The 26403-nt window shown below is 53.8% G+C and carries 27 protein-coding genes; 22 read left to right on the forward strand and 5 right to left on the reverse strand.

Going from position 1 to position 26403, the window contains the following annotated elements; all coding sequences use genetic code 11:
• Positions 1-119: 119 nt before the first annotated feature.
• From maeB to eutR, 18 genes are all read left to right on the forward strand, one after another.
• Complete coding sequence (gene maeB, locus BEB54_RS11790) at positions 120-2399, forward strand: NADP-dependent oxaloacetate-decarboxylating malate dehydrogenase (RefSeq protein ID WP_000342645.1); 2280 nt, start codon at positions 120-122, stop codon at positions 2397-2399.
• A 291-nt stretch (positions 2400-2690) separates the two neighbouring features.
• Positions 2691-3026, forward strand: coding sequence for an ethanolamine utilization microcompartment protein EutS (eutS, locus tag BEB54_RS11795; protein WP_000356956.1), 336 nt, complete (start codon positions 2691-2693; stop codon positions 3024-3026).
• A 12-nt stretch (positions 3027-3038) separates the two neighbouring features.
• The gene (gene eutP / locus BEB54_RS11800; RefSeq protein WP_032184851.1) at positions 3039-3518 is read left to right on the forward strand and encodes an ethanolamine utilization acetate kinase EutP; all 480 of its coding nucleotides are present in this window, start codon (positions 3039-3041) and stop codon (positions 3516-3518) included.
• Positions 3493-4194, forward strand: coding sequence for an ethanolamine utilization acetate kinase EutQ (gene eutQ, locus BEB54_RS11805; RefSeq protein WP_000733930.1), 702 nt, complete (start codon positions 3493-3495; stop codon positions 4192-4194). Before eutP ends, eutQ begins: the two co-directional genes overlap by 26 nt.
• The gene (gene eutT / locus BEB54_RS11810) at positions 4191-4994 is read left to right on the forward strand and encodes an ethanolamine utilization cob(I)yrinic acid a,c-diamide adenosyltransferase EutT (RefSeq protein WP_000651275.1); all 804 of its coding nucleotides are present in this window, start codon (positions 4191-4193) and stop codon (positions 4992-4994) included. The genes eutQ and eutT overlap by 4 nt, the downstream gene beginning before the upstream one ends.
• Positions 4991-6007, forward strand: coding sequence for a phosphate acetyltransferase (gene pta, locus BEB54_RS11815; RefSeq protein ID WP_105277647.1), 1017 nt, complete (start codon positions 4991-4993; stop codon positions 6005-6007). The genes eutT and pta overlap by 4 nt, the downstream gene beginning before the upstream one ends.
• Positions 6008-6045: 38 nt before the next feature.
• On the forward strand, positions 6046-6339 hold the full coding sequence (gene eutM, locus BEB54_RS11820) for an ethanolamine utilization microcompartment protein EutM (protein WP_000387713.1): 294 nt from the start codon (positions 6046-6048) through the stop codon (positions 6337-6339).
• 105 nt (positions 6340-6444) lie between these two features.
• Positions 6445-6732, forward strand: a complete 288-nt coding sequence (eutN, locus tag BEB54_RS11825; RefSeq protein WP_000762196.1) for an ethanolamine utilization microcompartment protein EutN — start codon at positions 6445-6447, stop codon at positions 6730-6732.
• An 11-nt stretch (positions 6733-6743) separates the two neighbouring features.
• Positions 6744-8147 carry an aldehyde dehydrogenase family protein gene (locus BEB54_RS11830; protein WP_105277648.1) on the forward strand — a complete coding sequence of 468 codons (1404 nt, stop codon included), beginning with the start codon at positions 6744-6746 and terminating at the stop codon, positions 8145-8147.
• A 10-nt stretch (positions 8148-8157) separates the two neighbouring features.
• A complete protein-coding gene (gene eutJ / locus BEB54_RS11835) occupies positions 8158-8994 on the forward strand; it encodes an ethanolamine utilization protein EutJ (RefSeq protein ID WP_105277649.1) in 837 nt (278 codons plus the stop codon).
• Positions 8984-10171, forward strand: a complete 1188-nt coding sequence (gene eutG / locus BEB54_RS11840; RefSeq protein ID WP_105277650.1) for an ethanolamine utilization ethanol dehydrogenase EutG — start codon at positions 8984-8986, stop codon at positions 10169-10171. Before eutJ ends, eutG begins: the two co-directional genes overlap by 11 nt.
• Before the next feature lie 216 nt (positions 10172-10387).
• Positions 10388-11614: an ethanolamine utilization protein EutH gene (eutH, locus tag BEB54_RS11845; protein ID WP_000512386.1), complete on the forward strand. Its 1227-nt coding sequence runs from the start codon at positions 10388-10390 to the stop codon at positions 11612-11614.
• Entirely contained in the window at positions 11611-13014 is a 1404-nt protein-coding gene (gene eutA / locus BEB54_RS11850) for an ethanolamine ammonia-lyase reactivating factor EutA (RefSeq protein WP_001097435.1), read from the forward strand. Before eutH ends, eutA begins: the two co-directional genes overlap by 4 nt.
• A gap of 11 nt (positions 13015-13025) precedes the next feature.
• Positions 13026-14387, forward strand: a complete 1362-nt coding sequence (gene eutB, locus BEB54_RS11855) for an ethanolamine ammonia-lyase subunit alpha (protein ID WP_000769961.1) — start codon at positions 13026-13028, stop codon at positions 14385-14387.
• A 20-nt stretch (positions 14388-14407) separates the two neighbouring features.
• The gene (gene eutC / locus BEB54_RS11860) at positions 14408-15295 is read left to right on the forward strand and encodes an ethanolamine ammonia-lyase subunit beta (protein ID WP_000372324.1); all 888 of its coding nucleotides are present in this window, start codon (positions 14408-14410) and stop codon (positions 15293-15295) included.
• A 9-nt stretch (positions 15296-15304) separates the two neighbouring features.
• Positions 15305-15964 (forward strand): ethanolamine utilization microcompartment protein EutL, encoded by a 660-nt coding sequence (eutL, locus tag BEB54_RS11865; RefSeq protein ID WP_001111034.1) that lies wholly within the window; start codon positions 15305-15307, stop codon positions 15962-15964.
• Positions 15965-15976: 12 nt separating this feature from the next.
• Complete coding sequence (eutK, locus tag BEB54_RS11870) at positions 15977-16477, forward strand: ethanolamine utilization microcompartment protein EutK (RefSeq protein ID WP_001295463.1); 501 nt, start codon at positions 15977-15979, stop codon at positions 16475-16477.
• Between the two features lie 45 nt (positions 16478-16522).
• A complete protein-coding gene (gene eutR / locus BEB54_RS11875; RefSeq protein WP_105277652.1) occupies positions 16523-17575 on the forward strand; it encodes an HTH-type transcriptional regulator EutR in 1053 nt (350 codons plus the stop codon).
• A gap of 76 nt (positions 17576-17651) precedes the next feature.
• Here the strand turns inward: eutR and BEB54_RS11880 are convergent, their stop codons facing one another.
• Both BEB54_RS11880 and BEB54_RS11885 read right to left on the reverse strand, forming a co-directional pair.
• Positions 17652-17969: a hypothetical protein gene (locus tag BEB54_RS11880; protein WP_105277653.1), complete on the reverse strand. Its 318-nt coding sequence runs from the start codon at positions 17967-17969 to the stop codon at positions 17652-17654.
• Positions 17970-18009: 40 nt separating this feature from the next.
• Complete coding sequence (locus tag BEB54_RS11885; protein ID WP_105277654.1) at positions 18010-19272, reverse strand: DUF1963 domain-containing protein; 1263 nt, start codon at positions 19270-19272, stop codon at positions 18010-18012.
• A gap of 98 nt (positions 19273-19370) precedes the next feature.
• Between BEB54_RS11885 and BEB54_RS29300 the strand changes: the two genes are divergently transcribed.
• Positions 19371-20150 carry an SWIM zinc finger family protein gene (locus tag BEB54_RS29300; RefSeq protein ID WP_236943374.1) on the forward strand — a complete coding sequence of 260 codons (780 nt, stop codon included), beginning with the start codon at positions 19371-19373 and terminating at the stop codon, positions 20148-20150.
• 27 nt (positions 20151-20177) lie between these two features.
• A complete protein-coding gene (locus BEB54_RS11890; protein ID WP_236474679.1) occupies positions 20178-22820 on the forward strand; it encodes a DEAD/DEAH box helicase in 2643 nt (880 codons plus the stop codon).
• Here the strand turns inward: BEB54_RS11890 and BEB54_RS11895 are convergent.
• The 3 genes from BEB54_RS11895 to amiA are packed head-to-tail and all read right to left on the reverse strand — an operon-like array spanning position 22817 to position 25304.
• The gene (locus tag BEB54_RS11895; RefSeq protein ID WP_000858968.1) at positions 22817-23488 is read right to left on the reverse strand and encodes a hypothetical protein; all 672 of its coding nucleotides are present in this window, start codon (positions 23486-23488) and stop codon (positions 22817-22819) included. The genes BEB54_RS11890 and BEB54_RS11895 overlap by 4 nt on opposite strands.
• Before the next feature lie 43 nt (positions 23489-23531).
• Positions 23532-24431 carry an oxygen-dependent coproporphyrinogen oxidase gene (hemF, locus tag BEB54_RS11900; RefSeq protein WP_105277660.1) on the reverse strand — a complete coding sequence of 300 codons (900 nt, stop codon included), beginning with the start codon at positions 24429-24431 and terminating at the stop codon, positions 23532-23534.
• Between the two features lie 3 nt (positions 24432-24434).
• Entirely contained in the window at positions 24435-25304 is an 870-nt protein-coding gene (gene amiA / locus BEB54_RS11905; protein ID WP_000102907.1) for an N-acetylmuramoyl-L-alanine amidase AmiA, read from the reverse strand.
• A 213-nt stretch (positions 25305-25517) separates the two neighbouring features.
• On the opposite strand from amiA, the gene BEB54_RS11910 reads away from it, so the two are divergent.
• Both BEB54_RS11910 and BEB54_RS11915 read left to right on the forward strand, forming a co-directional pair.
• The gene (locus BEB54_RS11910) at positions 25518-25943 is read left to right on the forward strand and encodes a GNAT family acetyltransferase (protein WP_105277655.1); all 426 of its coding nucleotides are present in this window, start codon (positions 25518-25520) and stop codon (positions 25941-25943) included.
• Complete coding sequence (locus tag BEB54_RS11915; protein WP_039020930.1) at positions 25930-26379, forward strand: DUF2919 domain-containing protein; 450 nt, start codon at positions 25930-25932, stop codon at positions 26377-26379. Before BEB54_RS11910 ends, BEB54_RS11915 begins: the two co-directional genes overlap by 14 nt.
• The last annotated feature ends 24 nt before the right edge of the window (positions 26380-26403 follow it).

Raw genomic sequence — 26403 nt, forward strand, 5'->3', positions numbered from 1 at the left:
GAGTTTGGACTTGCTCAAAGTCTGTAGACTCCGGCAAGGTAATAATGTGCGCCACGTTGTGGGCAGGGGCTGTTGCCCACACACTTTATTTGTGAACGTTACGTGAAAGGAACAACCAAATGGATGACCAGTTAAAACAAAGTGCACTTGATTTCCATGAATTTCCAGTTCCAGGGAAAATCCAGGTTTCTCCAACCAAGCCTCTGGCAACGCAGCGCGATCTGGCGCTGGCCTACTCACCAGGCGTTGCCGCACCTTGTCTTGAAATCGAAAAAGACCCGTTAAAAGCCTACAAATATACCGCTCGTGGTAACCTGGTGGCGGTGATCTCTAACGGTACGGCGGTGCTGGGGTTAGGCAACATTGGCGCGCTGGCAGGCAAACCGGTGATGGAAGGCAAGGGCGTTCTGTTTAAGAAATTCGCCGGGATTGATGTATTTGACATTGAAGTTGATGAACTTGACCCGGACAAATTTATTGAAGTTGTCGCTGCGCTCGAACCGACCTTCGGCGGCATCAACCTCGAAGACATTAAAGCGCCAGAATGTTTCTATATTGAACAGAAACTGCGCGAGCGGATGAATATTCCAGTATTCCACGACGATCAGCACGGCACGGCAATTATCAGCACTGCAGCCATCCTCAACGGATTGCGCGTGGTGGAGAAAAACATCTCCGACGTGCGGATGGTGGTTTCCGGCGCGGGTGCAGCAGCAATTGCCTGTATGAACCTGCTGGTGGCGCTGGGGCTGCAAAAACATAACATCGTGGTTTGTGATTCAAAAGGCGTTATCTATCAGGGCCGTGAGCCAAATATGGCGGAAACCAAAGCCGCATATGCGGTGGTAGATGACGGCAAACGTACCCTCGATGATGTAATTGAAGGCGCGGATATTTTCCTGGGCTGTTCCGGCCCGAAAGTGCTGACCCAGGAAATGGTTAAGAAAATGGCTCGTGCGCCGATGATCCTGGCGCTTGCGAACCCGGAACCAGAAATTCTGCCGCCGCTGGCGAAAGAAGTGCGTCCGGATGCCATCATCTGTACCGGCCGTTCCGACTACCCGAACCAGGTTAATAACGTGCTTTGCTTCCCATTCATCTTCCGTGGCGCGTTGGACGTTGGTGCAACTGCCATCAACGAGGAAATGAAACTGGCGGCGGTACGCGCGATTGCAGAACTGGCCCATGCGGAACAGAGCGAAGTCGTTGCTTCGGCGTATGGCGATCAAGATCTGAGCTTCGGCCCGGAATACATCATTCCAAAACCGTTTGATCCGCGTTTGATCGTTAAGATCGCTCCTGCGGTCGCTAAAGCGGCGATGGAGTCGGGTGTGGCGACGCGTCCGATTGCTGATTTCGACGTCTACATCGACAAGCTGACTGAGTTCGTTTACAAAACCAACCTGTTTATGAAGCCGATTTTCTCCCAGGCCCGCAAAGCGCCGAAGCGCGTTGTTTTACCGGAAGGGGAAGAGGCACGCGTTCTGCATGCTACTCAGGAACTGGTGACTCTGGGACTGGCGAAACCGATCCTTATCGGTCGTCCGAACGTGATCGAAATGCGCATTCAAAAACTGGGCTTGCAGATCAAAGCGGGCGTTGATTTTGAGATCGTCAATAACGAATCCGATCCGCGTTTTAAAGAATACTGGACCGAATACTTCCAGATCATGAAGCGCCGTGGTGTAACTCAGGAGCAGGCGCAGCGGGCACTGATCAGTAACCCGACAGTGATCGGCGCGATCATGGTTCAGCGTGGCGAAGCCGATGCAATGATTTGCGGTACGGTGGGCGATTATCATGAACACTTCAGCGTGGTGAAAAATGTCTTTGGTTATCGCGATGGCGTTCACACCGCAGGCGCAATGAACGCGCTGCTATTGCCGAGTGGTAACACTTTTATTGCCGATACCTACGTCAATGACGAGCCAGACGCAGAAGAGTTGGCGGAGATCACCTTGATGGCGGCAGAAACTGTTCGTCGTTTTGGTATTGAGCCGCGTGTGGCTCTGTTGTCACACTCCAACTTTGGTTCTTCTGACTGCCCGTCGTCGAGCAAAATGCGTCAAGCGCTGGAACTGGTCAGAGAGCGTGCGCCAGAACTGATGATTGATGGTGAAATGCACGGCGATGCAGCGCTGGTGGAAGCGATTCGCAGCGATCGTATGCCGGACAGCCCTTTGAAAGGTTCCGCCAATATTCTGGTGATGCCGAACATGGAAGCTGCCCGTATTAGTTACAACTTACTGCGCGTTTCCAGCTCGGAAGGTGTGACTGTCGGTCCGGTGCTGATGGGTGTGGCGAAACCGGTTCACGTGTTAACACCAATCGCATCCGTACGTCGTATCGTCAACATGGTGGCGCTGGCCGTGGTTGAAGCGCAAACCCAACCGCTGTAATTCATTCTTAACTCTCACGCTTACCCTGAATATTCAGGGTAAGCGGTTTTACTGCAATATATTAGTAAAGCTTATTACTAAGTTTTCGAGTAATAAAAAAGCAGCATATAAACTATCTCGATATTATTTTATTTATATTCATGCGTTGCATATGAAAGTTTATGCATCACAGTAAATATCTCTCCATTCTTAGTGATCTACCTCACCTTTTAAACGCGCTTGCCGAATTTTGTTATTTACTCTGACGAAAAATTGTCACGATACACGCAAGTTTTTCACAGGCGGCGACTCATGGATAAAGAACGCATCATTCAGGAATTTGTGCCCGGCAAACAGGTCACACTGGCGCATCTCATCGCGCATCCCGGCGAGGAACTGGCGAAGAAAATCGGCGTTCCGGATGCGGGCGCAATCGGCATTATGACGCTAACACCCGGCGAAACGGCGATGATCGCCGGTGATTTAGCGCTGAAAGCCGCCGATGTGCATATCGGTTTTCTCGACCGTTTTAGCGGCGCGCTGGTGATTTATGGCTCGGTGGGTGCAGTAGAAGAAGCGTTATCACAAACCGTCAGTGGTTTAGGTCGCTTATTAAATTATACGCTTTGTGAAATGACCAAAAGTTAATACTAGGCATTCATGAAACGAATTGCGTTTGTGGGTACCGTCGGGGCAGGAAAAACAACGTTATTTAATGCGTTGCAGGGGAATTATACCCTCGCCAGAAAAACACAGGCCGTGGAATTTAATGATAAGGGCGATATTGATACGCCGGGTGAATATTTTAGCCATCCCCGCTGGTATCACGCCTTAATTACCACGCTACAGGATGTGGACATGCTGATTTATGTCCACGGCGCGAATGACCCGGAAAGCCGATTGCCTGCCGGGTTGCTGGATATTGGTGCCAGCAAACGGCAAATCGCCGTCATCAGTAAAACGGACATGCCGGATGCTGACGTCGCAGCAACGCGAAAGTTATTGCTTGAAACTGGTTTTGAAGAGCCGATTTTCGAGCTAAACAGCCACGACCCGCAAAGCGTGCAGCAACTGGTGAATTATCTGGCATCTCTCACCGAACAGGAGGAAGCAGGTGAAAAAACTCATCACAGCGAATGATATTCGTGAAGCACATGCGCGCGGCGAACAGGCAATGTCTGTGGTTCTGCGCGCCAGCATTATTACCCCGGAAGCCCGCGAAGTGGCGGACTTGCTGGGGTTTACCATCACCGAATGCACTGAATCGACGCCAGTAGCGGCATCTGTTCCCGTCAGCGTGCCTGCCGATAAAACTGAAAGCCAGCGTATCCGCGAAACCATCATCGCCCAGCTGCCGGAAGGCCAGTTTACCGAAAGCCTGGTCGCGCAGCTGATGGAAAAAGTGATGAAGGAAAAACAGTCGCTGGAGCAGGGGGCAATGCAGCCGAGTTTTAAATCGGTGACCGGCAAAGGCGGCATCAAAGTTATTGATGGCAGCAGCGTGAAGTTTGGTCGTTTCGATGGCGCGGAACCGCACTGCGTAGGCTTGACTGATCTCGTGACCGGAGACGACGGCAGCAGCATGGCCGCCGGTTTTATGCAGTGGGAGAACGCCTTCTTCCCGTGGACCCTGAACTACGACGAAATCGACATGGTACTGGAAGGGGAGCTTCATGTTCGCCATGAAGGCGAAACCATGATCGCTAAAGCAGGCGACGTGATGTTTATCCCGAAAGGTTCCAGCATCGAATTTGGTACGACATCCAGTGTGAAATTCCTGTATGTCGCCTGGCCGGCTAACTGGCAATCCCTATGAAAGATTTCATCACCGAAGCATGGCTAAGAGCGAACCATACGCTCAGCGAAGGCGCAGAGATCCATCTCCCTGCGGACAGTCGCCTGACGCCCTCTGCCCGGGAGTTACTGGAAAGCCGCCATCTGCGCATCAAGTTTATTGACGAGCAGGGCCGCCTGTTTGTTGACGATGAACAGCAGCAGCTACAGCCCGTTCACGTGCTGACCAGTAGTGATGAACATCCGCAGGCGTGCTGCGAACTGTGTCACCAGCCAGTGGCGAAAAAGCCGGACACGCTGACTCACCTGTCGGCGGAAAAAATGGTCGCCAAAAGCGATCCGCGCCTGGGTTTTCGCGCTGTTCTCGACAGCACCATTGCGCTGGTAGTGTGGCTGCAAATTGAACTGACAGAACCGTGGCAGCCGTGGCTGGCGGATATCCGTTCGCGTCTTGGCAACATTATGCGTGCCGATGTGTTGGGCGAACCGCTGGGCTGCCAGGCGATTGTCGGGTTTTCTGACGAAGATCTGCATCGACTTTCTCACCAGCCACTGCGTTATCTCGACCACGATCATCTGGTGCCGGAAGCCAGCCACGGACGCGATGCGGCGTTGCTGAATCTGCTACGCACCAAAGTGCGGGAAACCGAAACCGTCGCGGCGCAGGTGTTTATTACCCGTAGTTTTGAAGTATTACGCCCGGACATCTTGCAGGCGCTGAACCGCCTTTCCAGCACGGTTTACGTGATGATGATTTTGAGCGTAACGAAGCAGCCGCTAACGGTGAAGCAGATCCAACAACGACTGGGGGAAACGCAATGATTATTGAACGTTGTCGTGAACTGGCGTTGCGAGCGCCCGCCAGAGTGGTTTTTCCTGATGCGTTAGACCAACGCGTGCTGAAAGCTGCGCAATATTTACATCAACAAGGTCTGGCAACGCCCATTCTGGTCGCCAATCCGTTTGAACTTCGTCAGTTTGCGCTCAGTCACGGCATGGCGATGGACGGGCTACAGGTGATAGATCCGCATGGCAACCTCGCAATGCGGGAAGAATTTGCTCTCCGCTGGCTGGCCCGTGCGGGAGAAAAAACGCCGCCGGATGCGCTGGAAAAACTCACCGATCCGCTGATGTTCGCTGCCGCAATGGTCAGCGCCGGTAAAGCGGATGTCTGTATTGCGGGCAACCTCTCTTCCACGGCGAATGTGCTGCGTGCCGGATTACGCGTTATCGGCTTGCAGCCAGGCTGTAAAACGCTCTCTTCCATTTTCCTGATGCTGCCACAGTACAGCGGTCCAGCGTTGGGCTTTGCCGATTGCAGCGTAGTGCCACAGCCGACGGCGGCACAACTGGCGGATATCGCGCTTGCCAGCGCCGAAACCTGGCGAGCCATCACTGGAGAAGAGCCGCGCGTGGCGATGTTGTCGTTTTCCAGTAACGGCAGCGCCCGTCACCCCTGCGTTGCCAACGTGCAGCAAGCGACAGAAATCGTCCGTGAGCGCGCACCAAAGCTGGTCGTCGATGGCGAGTTGCAGTTTGACGCCGCCTTTGTGCCGGAAGTGGCGGCGCAAAAAGCGCCAGCCAGCCCGCTACAGGGCAAAGCCAATGTGATGGTTTTTCCGTCGCTGGAGGCGGGAAATATTGGCTACAAAATCGCACAACGACTTGGCGGATATCGTGCCGTCGGGCCATTGATACAAGGACTTGCCGCGCCGATGCACGATCTCTCTCGTGGTTGTAGCGTGCAGGAAATTATCGAGCTGGCGCTGGTGGCAGCTGTGCCGCGTCAGACAGAAGTGAACCGCGAAAGCAGTTTACAAACACTGGTTGAATGAACGGTCCCGTTCTGGACCCTGATAAAGAGGAAAGCACAATGGAAGCATTAGGAATGATCGAAACCCGGGGCCTGGTTGCACTGATTGAGGCTTCTGACGCGATGGTGAAAGCTGCGCGCGTCAAGCTGGTTGGTGTTAAGCAGATTGGCGGCGGCCTGTGTACTGCCATGGTTCGCGGTGATGTTGCAGCCTGTAAAGCCGCGACCGATGCCGGTGCCGCAGCGGCACAGCGTATCGGTGAACTGGTATCCGTACATGTTATTCCGCGTCCGCACGGCGATCTGGAAGAGGTCTTCCCGATCGGCCTGAAAGGCGATAGCAGCAACCTGTAATCACCCTGTGTGACGTCGATCCGGGCGTCACGCTCTCTCCGTTTTCTTTTACCTTCCGCGGAGGGTAAGGAGAGCTTTTACCTGAAATACGCCACGGAGGCGGGTATGAAACTGGCAGTCGTCACTGGACAAATTGTTTGTACCGTACGCCATCACGGACTGGCGCATGACAAATTGCTGATGGTGGAAATGATTGATCCACAAGGTAATCCTGATGGGCAATGTGCTGTCGCCATCGACAATATTGGCGCGGGAACCGGGGAGTGGGTGTTGCTGGTGAGTGGCAGTTCCGCCCGCCAGGCGCATAAAAGCGAAACGTCACCGGTCGATCTGTGCGTAATTGGCATTGTCGATGAGGTGGTCTCTGGCGGTCAGGTAATTTTCCACAAATAAGGCAGAACATCATGAATCAACAGGATATTGAACAGGTGGTGAAAGCGGTACTGCTGAAAATGCAAAGCAGTGACACGTCGCCCGCCGCCGTTCATGAGATGGGCGTTTTTGCTTCCCTGGATGACGCCGTTGCGGCGGCCAAAATTGCCCAGCAAGGGTTAAAAAGCGTGGCAATGCGCCAGTTAGCCATTGCTGCTATTCGTGAAGCAGGCGAAAAACACGCCAGAGATTTAGCGGAACTTGCCGTCAGTGAAACGGGTATGGGCCGCGTAGAAGATAAATTTGCCAAAAACGTCGCTCAGGCACGCGGTACGCCAGGCGTTGAGTGCCTCTCTCCACAGGTGCTGACCGGTGACAACGGCCTGACTTTAATTGAAAACGCGCCCTGGGGCGTGGTGGCTTCGGTGACGCCTTCCACTAACCCGGCGGCAACCGTAATTAATAACGCCATCAGCCTGATTGCCGCGGGCAACAGCGTCATTTTTGCCCCGCATCCGGCGGCGAAAAAAGTCTCTCAACGGGCTATTACGTTGCTCAACCAGGCGATTGTTGCCGCAGGCGGGCCGGAAAACTTACTGGTTACTGTGGCAAATCCAGATATCGAAACCGCGCAACGCTTATTCAAGTTTCCGGGCATCGGTCTGTTGGTGGTGACCGGCGGCGAAGCGGTGGTGGAAGCGGCGCGCAAACACACCAATAAACGTCTGATTGCCGCAGGTGCTGGCAACCCGCCGGTGGTGGTGGATGAAACCGCCGACCTCGCCCGTGCCGCTCAGTCTATCGTCAAAGGCGCTTCTTTCGATAACAACATCATTTGTGCCGATGAAAAGGTACTGATTGTTGTTGATAGCGTAGCCGATGAACTAATGCGTCTGATGGAAGGCCAGCAAGCGGTGAAACTGACCGCAGAACAGGCACAGCAGTTACAACCGGTGTTGCTGAAAAATATTGATGAGCGCGGAAAAGGCACCGTCAGCCGTGACTGGGTGGGTCGCGATGCCGCGAAAATCGCGGCGGCAATCGGCCTGAACGTGCCGCAAGAAACGCGCTTGCTGTTTGTAGAAACCCCCGCAGAACATCCGTTTGCCGTGACCGAACTGATGATGCCAGTGCTGCCGGTCGTGCGCGTCGCCAACGTGGCGGATGCCATTGCGCTGGCGGTGAAACTGGAAGGCGGTTGCCACCACACGGCGGCAATGCACTCGCGCAATATCGAGAACATGAACCAAATGGCGAACGCCATTGATACCAGTATTTTCGTTAAGAACGGACCGTGCATTGCCGGGCTGGGGCTGGGCGGGGAAGGCTGGACCACGATGACCATCACCACGCCAACCGGTGAAGGGGTAACCAGCGCGCGTACGTTTGTCCGTCTGCGTCGCTGTGTATTAGTCGATGCGTTTCGCATTGTTTAAGGAGTAACCGATGGCGCACGACGAACAATGGCTTACCCCGCGTCTGCAAACGGCGGCAACGCTGTGTAACCAGACGCCCGCCACCACGGAGTCTCCGTTGTGGTTAGGGGTGGATCTGGGCACCTGCGATGTGGTGTCGATGGTTGTCGACGGCGACGGTCAGCCGGTGGCGGTATGCCTCGACTGGGCCGATGTGGTACGCGACGGCATCGTCTGGGATTTCTTCGGTGCAGTTACGATTGTTCGTCGCCATCTCGATACCCTCGAGCAGCAATTTGGTCGCCGTTTTAGCCGTGCGGCGACTTCATTTCCACCAGGTACGGATCCGCGTATTTCCATCAATGTGCTGGAGTCTGCCGGGCTGGAAGTGAGCCATGTGCTGGATGAGCCAACCGCAGTCGCGGATCTACTGCAACTGGACAACGCCGGTGTAGTGGATATTGGCGGCGGCACTACCGGAATTGCCATCGTGAAAAAGGGCAAGGTGACTTATTCAGCGGATGAAGCGACCGGCGGACATCACATTTCTCTGACTCTCGCCGGAAATCGCCGTATTTCGCTGGAAGAGGCAGAGCAGTACAAGCGCGGTCACGGTGACGAGATTTGGCCTGCGGTGAAGCCGGTGTACGAAAAAATGGCGGACATTGTTGCCCGGCATATTGAAGGGCAGGGCATTACTGATTTATGGCTGGCGGGCGGTTCCTGTATGCAACCGGGCGTGGCGGAGCTGTTTCGCAAACAATTCCCGGCGTTACAGGTGTATTTACCGCAGCACAGTTTGTTTATGACCCCGCTGGCGATCGCCAGTAGCGGGCGAGAGAAAGCGGAGGGGATCTATGCAAAATGAATTGCAGACCGCGCTCTTTCAGGCGTTCGATACCCTGAATCTGCAACGGGTAAAAACATTTAGCGTTCCACCGGTGACGCTTTGCGGTCCGGGCGCGGTGAGCAGTTGCGGACAGCAAGCACAAACGCGTGGGCTGAAACATCTGTTCGTGATGGCAGACAGCTTTTTGCATCAGGCGGGGATGACCGCTGGGCTGACGCGTAGCCTGGCTGTTAAAGGCATCGCCATGACGCTCTGGCCATGTCCGGTGGGCGAACCGTGCATCAACGACGTGTGTGCCGCCGTGGCGCAGTTGCGTGAATCAGGCTGTGACGGGGTGATCGCGTTTGGCGGTGGCTCGGTGCTGGATGCGGCAAAAGCCGTTGCGTTGCTGGTGACGAACCCCGACAGCACGCTGGCAGAAATGTCAGAAACCAGCGTTCTGCAACCGCGCCTGCCGTTGATTGCCATTCCAACTACCGCCGGAACCGGCTCTGAAACCACCAATGTAACGGTGATTATCGACGCGGTGAGCGGGCGCAAGCAGGTGTTAGCACATGCCTCGTTGATGCCGGATGTGGCGATTCTCGACGCCGCGCTGACCGAAGGTGTGCCGTCGCATGTCACGGCAATGACCGGTATCGACGCGTTAACTCATGCCATTGAAGCGTACAGCGCGCTGAACGCTACACCGTTTACAGACAGCCTGGCGATTGGCGCAATTGCGATGATTGGTAAATCACTGCCGAAAGCAGTGGGTTACGGTCATGACCTTGCCGCGCGCGAGAGTATGTTGCTGGCTTCATGCATGGCGGGAATGGCATTTTCCAGTGCCGGACTTGGGTTATGTCACGCGATGGCGCATCAGCCGGGGGCGGCGCTGCATATTCCGCACGGACTGGCGAACGCCATGCTGCTGCCCACGGTGATGGAGTTTAACCGGATGGTCTGTCGTGAACGCTTTAGTCAGATTGGTCGGGCGCTGCGAACTAAAAAATCCGACGATCGTGACGCTATTAACGCGGTAAGTGAGCTGATTGCGGAAGTCGGGATTGGTAAACGACTGGGCGATGTTGGTGCGGCATCTGCGCATTACGGCGCATGGGCGCAGGCCGCGCTGGAAGATATTTGTCTGCGCAGCAACCCGCGTACCGCCAGCCTGGAGCAGATTGTCGGCTTGTACGCAGCGGCGCAATAAATGCCGGATGCGACGCCTGTCGCGTCTTATCCGACCTGGGGGATTGCACATGTAGGGCGGATAAGGCGTTCACGCCGCATCCGCCAATGGCGCGGTGCAAGTGCCGGATGCGACGCTTGCCGCGTCTTATCCGACCTGGGGGATTACACATGTAGGGCGGATAAGGCGTTCACGCCGCATCCGGCAATTAATTACAACTAACAGGGAGTAAAGGCGATGGGAATTAACGAAATCATCATGTACATCATGATGTTCTTTATGCTGATAGCTGCCGTAGACAGGATCTTGTCGCAGTTCGGCGGTTCGGCTCGTTTCCTCGGTAAGTTTGGTAAAAGTATCGAAGGATCGGGCGGCCAGTTCGAAGAAGGCTTTATGGCAATGGGCGCACTGGGCCTGGCGATGGTCGGTATGACCGCACTGGCACCAGTACTGGCCCACGTACTTGGGCCGGTGATTATCCCGGTTTACGAAATGCTCGGCGCAAACCCGTCAATGTTCGCTGGAACACTGCTGGCGTGCGACATGGGCGGCTTCTTCCTCGCGAAAGAGCTGGCGGGCGGCGATGTGGCAGCGTGGCTATACTCTGGGTTAATTCTCGGATCGATGATGGGGCCAACGATTGTGTTTTCCATTCCGGTGGCGCTCGGCATTATCGAACCTTCTGACCGTCGTTATCTGGCGCTCGGCGTGCTGGCGGGCATTGTGACCATTCCGATTGGCTGTATTGCTGGTGGTCTGGTGGCTATGTACTCCGGTGTGCAGATCAACGGTCAGCCGGTGGAATTCACCTTTGCCCTGATCCTGATGAACATGATCCCGGTACTTATCGTTGCGGTGCTGGTGGCGCTGGGGCTGAAATTCATCCCGGAAAAAATGATCAACGGCTTCCAGATCTTCGCCAAATTCCTCGTTGCATTGATCACCCTCGGTCTTGCTGCCGCGGTAGTGAAATTCCTCCTTGGCTGGGAACTGATCCCCGGTCTGGATCCTATCTTTATGGCCCCTGGCGATAAACCCGGTGAAGTGATGCGCGCCATTGAAGTTATCGGTTCTATCTCCTGCGTGCTGTTAGGGGCGTATCCGATGGTGCTGCTGCTGACCCGCTGGTTTGAAAAACCGCTGATGAGCGTCGGTAAAGTGCTGAATATGAACAACATCGCGGCAGCCGGCATGGTGGCAACGCTTGCCAACAACATCCCGATGTTCGGCATGATGAAGCAGATGGATACCCGCGGCAAAGTGATCAACTGTGCCTTCGCCGTTTCCGCTGCTTTCGCCCTGGGTGACCATTTAGGCTTCGCCGCTGCCAACATGAACGCCATGATCTTCCCGATGATTGTCGGCAAGTTGATCGGCGGCGTTACGGCGATTGGCGTGGCGATGATGCTGGTGCCAAAAGAAGACGCGACCGCGGCTAAAACCGAAGCGGAGGCACAATCGTGAACACTCGCCAGCTACTGAGCGTCGGTATCGATATCGGCACTACCACCACCCAGGTGATCTTCTCCCACCTGGAGCTGGTTAACCGTGCGGCGGTGTCGCAGGTGCCGCGCTACGAATTCATCAAACGCGAAATTAGCTGGCAAAGCCCGGTGTTCTTTACCCCTGTCGATAAACTGGGCGGTTTAAAAGAAGCGGAACTGAAAACCTTAATCCTCGAGCAATATCAGGCTGCGGGCATTGCGCCGGAAAGCGTTGATTCTGGTGCCATCATCATCACCGGTGAAAGCGCGAAAACCCGCAATGCTCGCCCGGCGGTGATGACGCTCTCCCAGTCGCTTGGCGATTTTGTCGTCGCCAGCGCCGGGCCGCATCTCGAATCCGTGATCGCCGGTCACGGTGCCGGGGCGCAAACCCTTTCTGAACAACGGCTGTGTCGGGTACTGAATATCGATATTGGCGGTGGCACCGCGAACTACGCTTTGTTCGATGCCGGAAAAATCAGCGGCACCGCTTGCCTCAACGTCGGCGGTCGCCTGCTGGAAACCGACAGCCAGGGGCGCGTGGTTTACGCTCATAAACCGGGGCAGATGATAGTGGATGAGTGCTTCGGTGCAGGCACTGACGCCCGTTCGCTGACCGGCGCGCAGCTGGTGCAGGTTACCCGGCGGATGGCGGAACTGATTGTCGAAGTGATTGACGGAACGCTCTCGCCGCTCGCGCAGGCATTGATGCAAACCGGTTTGCTGCCCGCAGGTGTTACGCCCGAAATCATTACGCTTTCTGGCGGCGTGGGCGAATGTTATCGCCACCAGCCCGCCGACCCGTTCTGTTTTGCCGATATCGGCCCGCTTCTGGCAACGGCGCTGCATGAGCATCCTCGTCTGCGTGAGATGAACGTGCAGTTTCCGGCGCAAACCGTACGCGCCACGGTGATTGGCGCGGGTGCACATACCCTTTCGCTCTCTGGCAGCACAATCTGGCTGGAGGGCGTACAACTGCCGCTGCGCAATTTGCCGGTGGCGATCCCAATTGATGAAACGGATCTGGTGAGTGCCTGGCAACAGGCGCTGATTCAGCTGGATCTTTGCCCCAAAACTGACGCGTACGTGCTGGCGCTTCCCGCCTCGCTGCCTGTGCGTTACGCCGCGGTACTGACGGTCATCAACGCGCTGGTCGATTTCGTCGCGCGTTTTCCGAATCCGCATCCCCTGCTGGTGGTGGCCGGGCAGGATTTTGGTAAAGCTCTGGGCATGTTGTTGCGCCCACAGCTACAACAACTCCCGTTGGCAGTCATTGACGAAGTGATTGTCCGCGCGGGGGACTATATCGACATTGGTACGCCTCTTTTTGGCGGATCGGTTGTGCCGGTGACGGTGAAATCACTCGCATTTCCTTCCTGAGGGAACGACTTATGAAACTAAAGACCACATTGTTCGGCAATGTATATCAGTTTAAGGATGTAAAAGAGGTGCTGGCTAAAGCCAACGAACTGCGTTCGGGGGATGTGCTGGCGGGCGTTGCAGCGGCAAGCTCACAGGAGCGCGTGGCGGCAAAGCAGGTGTTGTCGGAAATGACCGTAGCGGACATCCGCAATAATCCGGTGATTGCCTATGAAGATGACTGCGTGACGCGACTGATTCAGGACGACGTTAACGAAACGGCCTACAACCAGATTAAAAACTGGAGCATCAGCGAACTGCGTGAGTATGTGCTGAGTGATGAAACCAGCGTTGACGACATTGCTTTTACCCGCAAAGGGCTGACCTCGGAAGTGGTCGCGGCGGTAGCGAAGATTTGCTCTAACGCGGACCTGATCTACGGCGCGAAGAAAATGCCGGTGATCAAAAAGGCCAATACCACCATCGGTATTCCGGGCACCTTCAGCGCCCGTTTGCAGCCAAATGACACCCGTGACGACGTGCAAAGTATCGCCGCGCAAATCTACGAAGGGCTTTCTTTCGGGGTGGGCGATGCGGTGATCGGCGTTAACCCGGTGACTGACGACGTGGAAAACTTAAGCCGCGTGCTGGATACCATCTATGGCGTGATCGACAAATTCAACATTCCGACCCAGGGCTGCGTGCTGGCGCACGTCACCACCCAAATTGAAGCGATCCGTCGTGGCGCACCAGGCGGGCTGATTTTCCAGAGTATCTGCGGCAGCGAAAAAGGGCTGAAAGAGTTTGGCGTGGAGCTGGCGATGCTCGATGAAGCACGCGCAGTGGGCGCGGAGTTCAACCGTATCGCCGGGGAAAACTGCCTCTACTTCGAAACCGGGCAGGGTTCTGCGCTATCGGCGGGCGCTAACTTCGGCGCAGATCAGGTAACGATGGAAGCGCGTAACTACGGGCTGGCACGTCATTACGATCCGTTTATCGTCAACACCGTAGTGGGCTTTATTGGGCCAGAGTATCTCTACAACGACCGGCAGATTATCCGTGCGGGCTTAGAAGATCACTTTATGGGCAAACTGAGCGGCATTTCTATGGGCTGTGACTGCTGCTACACCAACCACGCTGACGCTGACCAGAACCTCAACGAAAACCTGATGATCTTGCTCGCCACCGCAGGCTGTAACTACATCATGGGGATGCCGCTGGGTGATGACATCATGCTCAACTACCAGACTACGGCCTTCCACGATACCGCCACTGTGCGTCAGTTACTCAACCTGCGCCCGTCACCGGAGTTTGAACGCTGGTTGGAAAGCATGGGCATTATGGCAAACGGTCGCCTGACCAAACGGGCGGGCGATCCGTCACTGTTCTTCTGATGACGCGGAGATAACACATCATGGATCAAAAACAGATTGAAGAAATTGTACGCAGCGTGATGGCGTCAATGGGACAAGCGGCCCCCGCGCCGTCAGAAGCAAAATGCGCCACTACCACCTGTGCAGCACCGGTGACCTCGGAAAGCTGCGCGCTGGATTTAGGTTCCGCGGAAGCAAAAGCGTGGATTGGCGTTGAAAACCCGCATCGCGCAGACGTATTAACAGAACTGCGCCGCAGCACCGTGGCTCGCGTCTGTACCGGTCGTGCCGGTCCGCGTCCGCGTACCCAGGCGTTGCTGCGTTTCCTGGCCGATCACTCTCGTTCGAAAGATACCGTACTGAAAGAAGTGCCGGAAGAGTGGGTGAAAGCGCAGGGCTTGCTGGAAGTCCGCTCTGAAATTAGCGACAAAAATCTCTATCTGACTCGCCCGGATATGGGCCGCCGCTTGTGTGCAGAGGCTGTTGAAGCGCTGAAAGCGCAGTGTGTTGCCAATCCGGACGTACAGGTGGTTATTTCCGATGGTCTGTCTACTGACGCTATTACCGTCAACTACGAAGAGATCCTGCCGCCTCTGATGGCGGGCCTGAAACAGGCCGGGCTGAAAGTCGGTACGCCATTCTTTGTTCGTTATGGTCGGGTGAAGATTGAAGATCAGATTGGCGAACTTCTTGGCGCGAAAGTGGTGATCCTGCTGGTGGGTGAACGTCCGGGGTTGGGGCAGTCAGAAAGTCTCTCCTGCTACGCCGTTTACTCGCCGCGTATGGCAACCACCGTTGAGGCCGACCGTACCTGTATCTCTAACATTCACCAGGGCGGCACGCCGCCGGTTGAAGCCGCAGCCGTCATTGTGGATTTGGCGAAACGTATGCTGGAGCAGAAAGCATCCGGCATCAACATGACCCGATAAGGAGGCATCATGCCAGCTTTAGATTTGATTCGACCGTCGGTAACCGCCATGCGGGTGATTGCCTCTGTTAACGCCGAATTTGCGCGTGAACTGAAATTGCCGCCGCATATTCGTAGCCTCGGGCTGATTTCTGCTGATTCCGATGACGTCACCTACATTGCGGCTGACGAAGCGACCAAGCAGGCGATGGTTGAAGTCGTGTATGGTCGCTCGCTGTATGCGGGAGCTGCACACGGGCCGTCACCGACTGCCGGTGAAGTGCTGATTATGCTCGGGGGGCCAAACCCGGCGGAAGTGCGTGCCGGTCTGGATGCGATGGTTGCGCATATTGAAAATGGCGCTGCTTTCCAGTGGGCTAATGATGCAGAAAACACAGCCTTCCTGGCGCATGTCGTTTCGCGTACCGGCTCTTATCTCTCATCAACCGCCGGGATCACGCTTGGCGATCCGCTGGCGTATCTGGTGGCACCGCCGCTGGAAGCGACTTACGGCATTGATGCAGCCCTGAAATCTGCCGACGTGCAACTGGTGACCTATGTCCCGCCACCGTCAGAAACCAATTATTCAGCGGCATTTTTAACCGGTAGCCAGGCAGCGTGTAAAGCAGCCTGTAACGCCTTTACCGATGCAGTGCTGGAAATCGCGCGTAATCCAATCCAGCGTGCGTAACGGAGGTTGCCGATGATCAATGCACTGGGATTGCTGGAAGTGGACGGCATGGTCGCCGCGATAGATGCAGCTGATGCCATGCTCAAAGCAGCTAACGTTCGTCTGCTCAGTCACGAAGTGCTTGACCCTGGTCGCCTAACGCTGGTGGTGGAAGGCGATCTGGCGGCGTGTCGTGCGGCGCTGGACGCAGGTTGTGCTGCCGCGATGCGTACCGGGCGTGTCATCAGCCGTAAGGAGATCGGTCGGCCAGACGATGACACCCAGTGGCTGGTTACTGGCTTTAACCGCCAGCCGAAGCAACCCGTAAAGGAACCCGACGCGCCAGTTATCGTCGCGGAATCTGCTGACGAGTTGTTGGCGCTGTTAACATCAGTACGTCAGGGAATGACGGCAGGAGAAGTGGCTGCCCACTTTGGCTGGCCGCTGGAAAAAGCCAGAAATGCGCTCGAACAGCTCTTTTCTGCCGGGACGTTACGTAAACGCAGTAGTCGTTATCGTCTCAAGCCCCATTAACCTGTCGGAGGTGCCGGGTGTCCTACAACACCCGGCATTAACATCATGAAAAAGACCCGTACAGCCAATTTGCACCATCTTTATCATGAACCCTTACCCGAAAACCTGAAGCTCACGCCGAAGGTCGAAGTGGATAATGTTCATCAACGGCAAACAACGGATGTCTATGAACATGCTTTGACGATTACCGCCTGGCAGCAGATTTACGATCAGCTGCATCCGGGCAAATTTCATGGTGAATTTACGGAAATTCTGCTCGATGATATTCAGGTTTTCCGTGAATACACGGGGCTGGCGCTGCGTCAGTCGTGCCTGGTCTGGCCGAACTCGTTCTGGTTTGGCATTCCGGCGACGCGCGGTGAGCAGGGATTTATCGGTTCGCAATGTCTGGGAAGCGCAGAAATTGCGACGCGCCCTGGCGGCACCGAGTTTGAATTAAGTACGCCGGACGATTACACGATCCTTGGTGTGGTGCTTTCTGAAGATGTCATCACCCGGCAGGCTAACTTTTTGCATAATCCGGATCGGGTATTACATATGCTGCGTAGCCAGTCGGCGCTGGAAGTGAAAGAGCAGCATAAGGTCGCGCTGTGGGGGTTTGTCCAACAGGCGCTGGCGACGTTTTGCGAGAGCCCGGAAAATCTCCATCAGCCTGCAGTGCGAAAAGTGCTGGGGGATAATTTGCTAATGGCGATGGGGGCGATGCTGGAAGAAGCGCAGCCAATGGTGACGGTGGAAAGCATCAGTCATCAGAGTTACCGTCGGTTGCTTTCCCGCGCCCGTGAATATGTGCTGGAAAACATGTCCGAACCGGTGACGGTGCTGGATTTGTGTAATCAACTGCACGTCAGTCGCCGCACCTTGCAAAACGCATTTCACGCTATTTTAGGCATTGGTCCGAATGCGTGGCTGAAACGCATTCGCCTGAACGCCGTGCGCCGTGAACTGATTAGCCCGTGGTCGCAAAGTATGACGGTAAAAGACGCCGCCATGCAGTGGGGATTCTGGCATCTTGGGCAGTTTGCCACGGATTATCAGCAATTGTTTGCAGAAAAGCCTTCACTGACGCTGCATCAGCGGATGCAGGAACTGGAGTGAGGGTGAGGGCCGGATGAGGATGGTGTTTGATCCGGTCCATAGTGAAGTTACAAATTACGTTGAATTGCTATGTGTTTTATTGCCCAACGGGATAGGCGATAAACAAACCGACAATTGTCAAAATACACGCCAGCAGGAATACCAACATACAATTGACGCGCTTTCGCGAAATTTTAAATAAATAGCAAAATAGTGTTGTTACCACGATCACTACCGGGATAGTCATAAAATTAATAACGATGAGTGCTATCAATCCGAAACTTGCTCCTCCACCGTGGGGAATAAAAATGTGTTCTTCAAAATAAACTTCTATAGCAAATGCCAGCACACATCCCAAAAAACTCATATCCAGATGAGGGTGCCATTTACTTTCTTTATGTGATGTGTCTAACATTTTTAAATGCTCCCGTGAGCAAACTGGCGCAAAATAATTTCTAAGATTGCTGATAAGACGTCGCTGTTGTCCGGCACTCCGGGCAGATAAACGCGTAAATCATCCCTTCGCCATATTGTTCAATATCGGCATAATCCAGTTGCGCAAGAAACATCATTGTGTGGGAACATTGCGGACAGAGAGGATATTCCGCGTCCTGAATCCAGGTTGGATGCCCGCCAAGTTGCGAGAAAGAGACAGGTAAAAATGGGTCTGCGGCAAATAACGGTGACCTAAGGTTTCCCTGTCTCATGCTGTTTACAGGGAGTCGACGCCATTCCGATACATCATCCGGCAGCCAGGCAGGCGGGATATTTTTTGCAGACAAATGAGCGTTACCCTTTGAGTCCATGTAGCCGAAAATGGTGCTGTAGGCGGTGCAACATTCGCAAGTCACGACGCGAAAACTGCCGTTATCGCTAAGACCCGTTGCCTTCAGGTCAACGTCGAAAAGATTTGTTAGGGGCAATGCGCAATTTGGACAGGTATCGCTGCGTTCATCAACAACACGCAAAGCTTCGCAACACCCGGTGTTTTTCATCTCCAGATGAAAACATTGAGGAAAATAGAGATTACGCCTTTGATCTTCAGCGGTTAACTCCCAACCGGCCTCATGCGCATATTCTTCAGGCGCGATGTAAAGTGAACTGCGCCACAGCGGCGGGTTATTGCGCCAGTAGGCAAAACGTTCAACAACAACGTCATCCCCAATCCATGCCAGACATTGCAGAATAAAATTTCTGTTTTCTGCATCAACCTCAACCCGTTCTAACAGCCTGTCGCGTACATCTGTGGGGGCGCGGTGGAAAGGCATATAAGAATCATTGTCCAAATCATCGTAAGATATCCATTCTCTGAAATACGCATCCAGATTGGCCTGGGTAAATGCTGCCAGACAAAGCCAAATCTCCTGAGCGAGTTTATATTCACCAGATGCAAAGCGTTCTGTGGCGTAATCAGCCATTTGCTGCGCTTGATCGGCGGTCAACTGTTGATACAGGGCATCTGTGGGAACGGGGCAGGGAGTCCAGTCGATTAACGCATCGAATTTTCGCGGCTGGTGAACTAATTTCAGCATAGCAACCGGATCGCTTAACCCTGCAAACACATTCACGATCTTTTTGTTTTTCCTTATATATTCATTGTGTTCACGTTGCTGTTGGGTCTGAACGCAGGGCATACAGTATCCGTCAGTACGCGCAGCGGTTTCCGGCAGAATACGGTTTGAGCAATCAGGGTTTTTACAGGCGAGGCGTTCGCTCATTGGAGGTTGCTCCATGCATGTGATTACGTTGGATAATACTGCTCCACGAGATTATCTAATAAATTTAACCCGCCGAAAACTGAAGAGGTTAGCCTGATATGGCGATCCAGACTTATGGACTGAGTTGGTGGGGTCAGCAGTGGTTAAACGCGCTGACGCATATTGATGCCGACAACCGCTTACCGCGCGGTCGTACCTACGCGATTAAAGGGGCGGTACAAAAGCTTGATATCAAGGACGGTCACATCCGTGCGCAAGTGCGGGGATCGTACATTTATACGGTTGAAATTACCGTTCCACCGTTTTCCGGGCAGGAAAAAGAACGCCTGCTGGATGCGCTGGTCAACGATCCGCTGATTATCTCGCAGTTATTAAATCGCGAACTTTCGCCAACGGTGCTGGATCTGGCGAATGAGACGAATATCAAGATTTTCCCCGCGAGCTGGAAAGATCTTCATATGGATTGCAACTGCCCCGACTGGGCCGTGCCCTGTAAACATCTGGCCGCAGTGATTTATCTGATCAGTCGCCAGATCGACAGCGATCCGTTTCTGGTTTTTGCGCTACATGGTCTGGATTTGCCGACCGCATTGCGCCAGCGTGGAATGGACATCGACAAAAAGATCTTTATCACTCCCCCCTCGCTGTCAGCGCTATTCGCAAATCAACCTTTTGTTCATGAGGAAAAAGCGAATCAGGGGCTGGATTTTACCCTGATCCCTGCTTTACACCACGATCTGTTGCGACTGTTGCCCGATAATCCGGTTTTTTACCCCTTTGGTGATTTTCATCAGGTTTACAGCCAACAACTGGCACGCCTTGTTCGTTATGGGGAGCAATTGCAAAAAATTGTTCCTGAATCAGAGAGCCAGATGTAGTGGGAGCTGGGAGCAACCGAATCCCCGATGCTCAGAATTGACGGGGATTACCGTTGTTGCGTGCAGGGTATTACGCATCTTAAAGATCTCTCCACGCTGCTGGGGGAGCTGAAAAATTTGACCCCGCGACGCTTGCAGATGTTGCAACCTTCCGTCGCAGGTTTACACCTGGCCTGGCAATTCGCTGTTCATCTGCTGGCGAAAGGCGCAGTTATGCCACAGGTTTTTTCCTGTGAAAGTGAGACGCTGGTTCGCTGGCTTCCAGCTACGCTGGATGTAACGGTCGATAATTTGCTCGAACAGGTCGCCCGACAATTGCCGGACGGGTTGATCTCTTTTAACGATTGGGCGCTTACCGGCAAGCGGCAGGTTATAACCTTGTGCTCGCTGATGCTTGATCGGTTGGTACAGTCGGTTCCCCTGAAGAAAGGCGATACGCCATATGACAAGCTCTTTTTCCTCACCGGGCGGGTGACATTTGACTCGCGACGGGAAAGCGCCAGCGCCGCCAGTATCGCACAATGGCTGTCGCGCCTGACGCTGGTGCATCGCGAGCAGCCGCCAGTGATTATGCTGGATGAAGCCGGGGAAGACTTTGCGCTGCATCTGGCGGTGAAAATAACGGACCAGCCCGCGCCAGTGATGCTGGCGGATATTCTGCGGCAAAAATGCTACGAAAATACACGGATGGCCGTCCTGCAAACGCTGGCGATGTTGGCGGAATTCTACCCTCCGTTGTGTGAGTATCTGCGTGCCGGAGGGCGGCAGGCGCTGCGCCTCACCGCACAAACGTTGCCGGATTTTCTCTTTACCGCGTTGCCCGTTATTCGCATGCTGGGCATTCAGGCGTTGCTGCCGAAAGCGCTGGATAAAATATTACGCCCCAGACTCAGCATGCAGGTGAAATCATCCTCCGGCGCGGGAGGCAGCAGCGGGTTTCAACTGGGAAATCTGTTCGATTTTGACTGGCGCATTGCGTTGGGAGACAGGCAACTGACGGTTACTGAATTTGAAACGCTCATTGACAGTGCCGAAGGGATTGTCCGCTTCAAAGAACAGTTTATCTATCTTGACCCTGACGAAATCGCCCGACTGCGCAATAAGCTGTTAAATCCACCGGACATTAAAGGCATGGCGCTAACGCAGACGGCGTTGTCCGGTGAGTACGCAGGCACGCCGATTATGCTGGATAGCGCGGCCCGTGAGCAACTTCGGCAATTGACCTCGGTTGGTATGCCCTCTCAGCCCGTTTCTCTTAACGCCACGCTGCGGCCCTATCAGCAAACGGGTTTTGCCTGGCTGACGCATAACCTGGCGCTGGGGATCGGCGGCATCCTGGCCGATGATATGGGCCTCGGGAAAACGCTTCAGCTTATCGCTGCCATTCAGCATCAAAAAGAGACAGGCGCGCTGGCGGAGCGTAAGGTGCTGATTATCATGCCGACCACCTTGTTGACTAACTGGCAACGAGAAATCGCCCGTTTCGCCCCAACGTTAACGACGGCGATATACCACGGCGGCAAGCGCGCGTTGCCCGATGAGATGCCGGATATCCTGCTCACCACTTACGGCGTGGTGCGTAGCGATGCCGCAACGTTAAAGAAACAGCACTGGCGTCTGGTGGCGGCGGATGAGGCACAAAATCTAAAAAATCCGGCCTCGGCACAGACGAAGGCTGCAAAATCAATTCCTGCCGATGCGTTTATTGCTCTAAGCGGTACGCCGGTGGAAAACCGTCTTGCAGAATACTGGAGCATTATGGACTTTGCTCTGCGTGGCTATCTGGGGCCGCTAAAAACGTTTATTTCGGAGATTGAGAAACCGATCCAGATGGATCGTAATCAACAGGTTGCTGAACGTTTTCGCCGCATAACCGCGCCATTTTTGCTGCGTCGGCTGAAATCGGACAAAACCATCATCAGCGATCTGCCCGAAAAAATTGAAACCGACCGTTTCTGTGAACTGGCAACTAAACAGGCGGCAATTTATGCGTCCGTCGTGCGCGAAGGGATGCAGGTGATCCGTGGGGAGTCTGATGCCTTCCAGCGTCAGGGTCTGGTGCTGCAAATGATTATGGCGTTGAAGCAGGTCTGTAACCATCCGGCGCACTATCTGAAAAATAAGCAGATGGATGCGGCGCTTTCTGGCAAGGCGCAACTGTTATTGGATCTTCTGGACAGCATTGAAGAGACAACAGAAAAGGTGCTGATTTTTACCCAGTTCAAAGAGATGGGCGAACTACTGCAAAGCTGGCTTACCGCGCGTTATGGCGAACAACCCCTGTTTTTACACGGCGGCTTAAGCCGCAAAAAGCGCGATGAGCAGGTCGAACGTTTTCAAAATGACCGTTCTGTACGCCACTTTATTCTGTCGCTGAAAGCTGGTGGTACGGGGCTGAACCTGACCGCCGCCAGCCAGGTGATTCATTACGATTTATGGTGGAACCCGGCGGTGGAAGCGCAGGCCACCGACCGCGCCTATCGCATCGGCCAGCAGCGTAATGTGCAGGTGCATCGCCTGTTGACCCGTGAGACGTTTGAAGAGCGGATCAACGACATGATCAGAAATAAAAAAGCGCTGGCGGAGATGACTGTCGGCAGCGGCGAGCAGTGGTTGGGTAAGATGACGGATGATGAACTGGAAGAGCTGTTCAGGGCAGGCCAGGATTAGAGATTACCTTCAATCATAATCGTGTCATATTCCCGCATAAGGGGCTGCATCCATTCAACCACGTATTGAATGAATGGCGTGTAGCTCTCATTTTCTTGCCCTGCATCCAGCCAGGACGAAATTATTCTCTCACATTCAGCAACGGTAAATTCATTCCAGCTCGTATAATCAAACGCGCGTTCACCATTATTGAGCGGATAGCACGCCTTAATGCCTGCCGCCAGTATCGTGAAATCGCATTCGTAAATGAAAAGACTTTCAACATTATAATCCCACCCACCATTTGCCTCTTCTTTGTAGGGGTAGATAAAACATCCAATACTATTGTCTCCCCGGCGATGTGTTTTCCGCAAAGTGGTGCGATGTCTTTTCTCATCTCTATCAAGATAATAGGGCGGTATGGGGGTATCCAGCGCGACGGTCATCACCGTCACGATCTTTGACCATTCCTGAGGCGACATTTCACGGTCACAGTAATAATGAATATCGATATTTTTTTCTGACCAGATAAAGTGGCAACCATGTTTACCTTTGCCTACGCGGAGTGCAATGTTGTCATGGCGGTCGTTAATCTGCTGTACGCCCCAATATTCCCGGAAGCATTCGATCAATCTGTTTTTCTGTTCATCAACAGAGATGCTGGCGATGAGGGGGAGGGTGGTTTTCATTATTATTTATTCTCGTAGTATTTCGAGTTGCAATTCGCGTCCGCTAAACCCAATCCCTGACCTTAATAAACTCACTCAACGCCGCTTCCGGGCTGCCTGCTTCCGGTTGATAATCATACTCCCAGCGTACCAGTGGCGGCATTGACATCAGGATAGACTCGGTGCGCCCGCCAGTTTGCAGGCCAAACAGCGTTCCGCGATCCCAGACCAGGTTGAACTCGACATAGCGACCGCGACGGTAGAGCTGGAAATTGCGCTCGCGCTCGCCGTATTCCATCGCTTTGCGTCGTTCAACAATCGGTAAATAAGCGTCAGTGTAGCCTTGACCTACCGCCTGCATAAAGGCGAAACAGTGATCAAAGTCTGGCGTGTTCAGGTCATCAAAGAACAGCCCGCCAATACCGCGTTGTTCGTTACGATGTTTGAGGTAGAAGTATTCGTCGCACCACTTTTTGTAACGCGGATAAACGTCTTCGCCAAATGGCAGGCACAGGTCACGGGCGGTGCGGTGCCAGTGAATAGCATCGTCTTCAAAGCCATAGAAAGGGGTTAAGTCGAATCCACCGCCAAACCACCAGACGGGATCGGCACCCGGTTTTTCGGCAATAAAAAAGCGCACATTCGCGTGGCTGGTGGGAACGTACGGATTATGCGGATGCACTACCAGCGAAACGCCCATCGCTTCGAAACTGCGTCCGGCAAGTTCCGGGCGATGAGCAGTGGCGGAAGCAGGCATCGCCTCACCGTGGACATGTGAAAAGTTGACGCCCGCCTGTTCGAAAACACCACCATTACGTAACACCCGGCTACGTCCGCCGCCGCCAGCTTCGCGCTGCCAGCTATCTTCGACAAACTCTGCGCCATCGACGGCGCTCAGCTGCTGACAAATTGTATCCTGAAGGTTGAGCAGGAACTGTTTAACCTGGTGTGCGTCGGGTTTCATCACTTACCGCTTTCTCGAGTGTGCTTTCTGGTTGTCAAACCAGTGAAAATAACTGATCACGCCTTCGGCAATGGCTGTGGCGATTTTCTGGCGAAATGCCGCCGTGCCTAACAGCCGCTCTTCTTCCGGGTTGGTGATAAATGAGGTTTCCACCAGCACCGAAGGAACCGACGGCGATTTCAACACCACAAACGCGGCTTGTTCGGTGTTGCGGCTGTGCAGTTTATGCACCGGCTTAATCTTTTTCAGAATATGCGAGCCAAGCGTCAGGCTGTTTTTAATGGTATCGGTTTGCACCAGATCAAACAGCACTTGCTGCAATAGGTGATCCTTGTCAGTCGCTTTTTTACCGGCAACTTCATCAGCGCGGTTTTCGCGTTCAGACAGGTATTTCGCCATTGCGCTACTTGCGCCGCGGTTAGAGAGAGCAAATACCGAAGCACCGGCAGCTTTCGGGTTAGTAAAGCCGTCGGCGTGAATTGACATAAACAGGTCAGCGCCATGTTTATGGGCGATTTCAACGCGATCGTACAGCGGGATAAACGTATCGCCAGAACGCGTTAAACGCGCATCAATGCCATGATTACGCAATATGGAACGGACGTTTTTGGCAATCGCCAGCACCACATGTTTTTCTTTCGATCCATTGCGACCAATCGCTCCGGTATCAATTCCGCCGTGGCCTGGATCGAGAACAACGACACGTTTGCCGCCGCTTTTTTTGGCTTTCGGCTTACTGTGTCCGTTACTGGTTTTTAAAGGTTCTTCTTTGGCGATGGCTTGCGACATTCCTGACAACGTCAGGGCAGCCAATCCGGCTTTCAGCACCTGGCGGCGCGAAGTGAGTGTTTTTAGTGGTTTAAAAGTGCTCATACGGCCTGAGTTGTAATAATAAAGTTCCAGATGTTATATCGTATCGCGTAATCCGTTACGACCGTTTGCTGTTGAGAATTGTTTTACTTTTCATTTCAATAGTTGACAACTCCCCATTATGCCACTTTTTCAACCGATTTTCGTCAGATATTGGCTAATTCGACCGTTCACGCCATAATCAGCCTTTTAACCCGCAAAAAGGTAACCAATACCATGGAGATACGCGTATTTCGCCAGGAAGATTTCGAAGAGGTCATCACCCTTTGGGAGCGTTGCGACTTGCTGCGTCCGTGGAACGATCCGGAAATGGACATCGAGCGTAAGATGAACCATGACGTCAGTTTGTTTCTGGTCGCTGAGGTGAACGGTGAAGTGGTCGGAACGGTGCTGGGCGGTTATGACGGGCATCGCGGATCCGCTTATTATCTTGGCGTGCATCCTGAGTTTCGTGGGCGTGGGATTGCTAATGCGTTGCTTAATCGGTTGGAGAAAAAGCTGATTGCTCGCGGCTGCCCGAAAATTCAGATCAATGTGCCGGAAGATAACGACATGGTGCTCGGAATGTATGAACGCCTTGGATATGAACACGCCGACGTGCTGAGTCTGGGTAAGCGTTTGATTGAAGATGAAGAGTACTGAGTTTCATCCTGCCCATTATGATGCGCACGGACGCCTGCGTTTACCTTTTCTCTTCTGGCTTGTGCTATTGCTTCAGGCGCGAACCTGGGTGCTGTTTGTCATTGCCGGTGCGTCGCGTGAGCAGGGTACTGCGCTGTTGAATCTGTTTTATCCCGATCACGATAATTTCTGGCTGGGGTTAATTCCTGGCATTCCTGCGGTGCTGGCGTTTTTGTTGAGCGGTCGGCGGGCTACGTTTCCTCGCATCTGGTATGTACTCTATTTTCTGTTGCTGTTGGCGCAGCTTGTTTTGCTTTGCTGGCAACCGTGGTTGTGGCTGAACGGTGAATCCGTTAGCGGTATCGGTCTGGCGCTGGTAGTGGCGGATATTGTGGCGTTAATTTGGCTTTTGACCAATCGACGTTTACGCGCTTGTTTTGTGGTTGAGAAAGAATAACGGCACTTTTTTGCAAATTCGCAC

This window comes from Escherichia sp. MOD1-EC6021 (genome assembly GCF_002965245.1).
In the GTDB taxonomy this organism is placed as follows: domain Bacteria; phylum Pseudomonadota; class Gammaproteobacteria; order Enterobacterales; family Enterobacteriaceae; genus Escherichia; species Escherichia coli_F.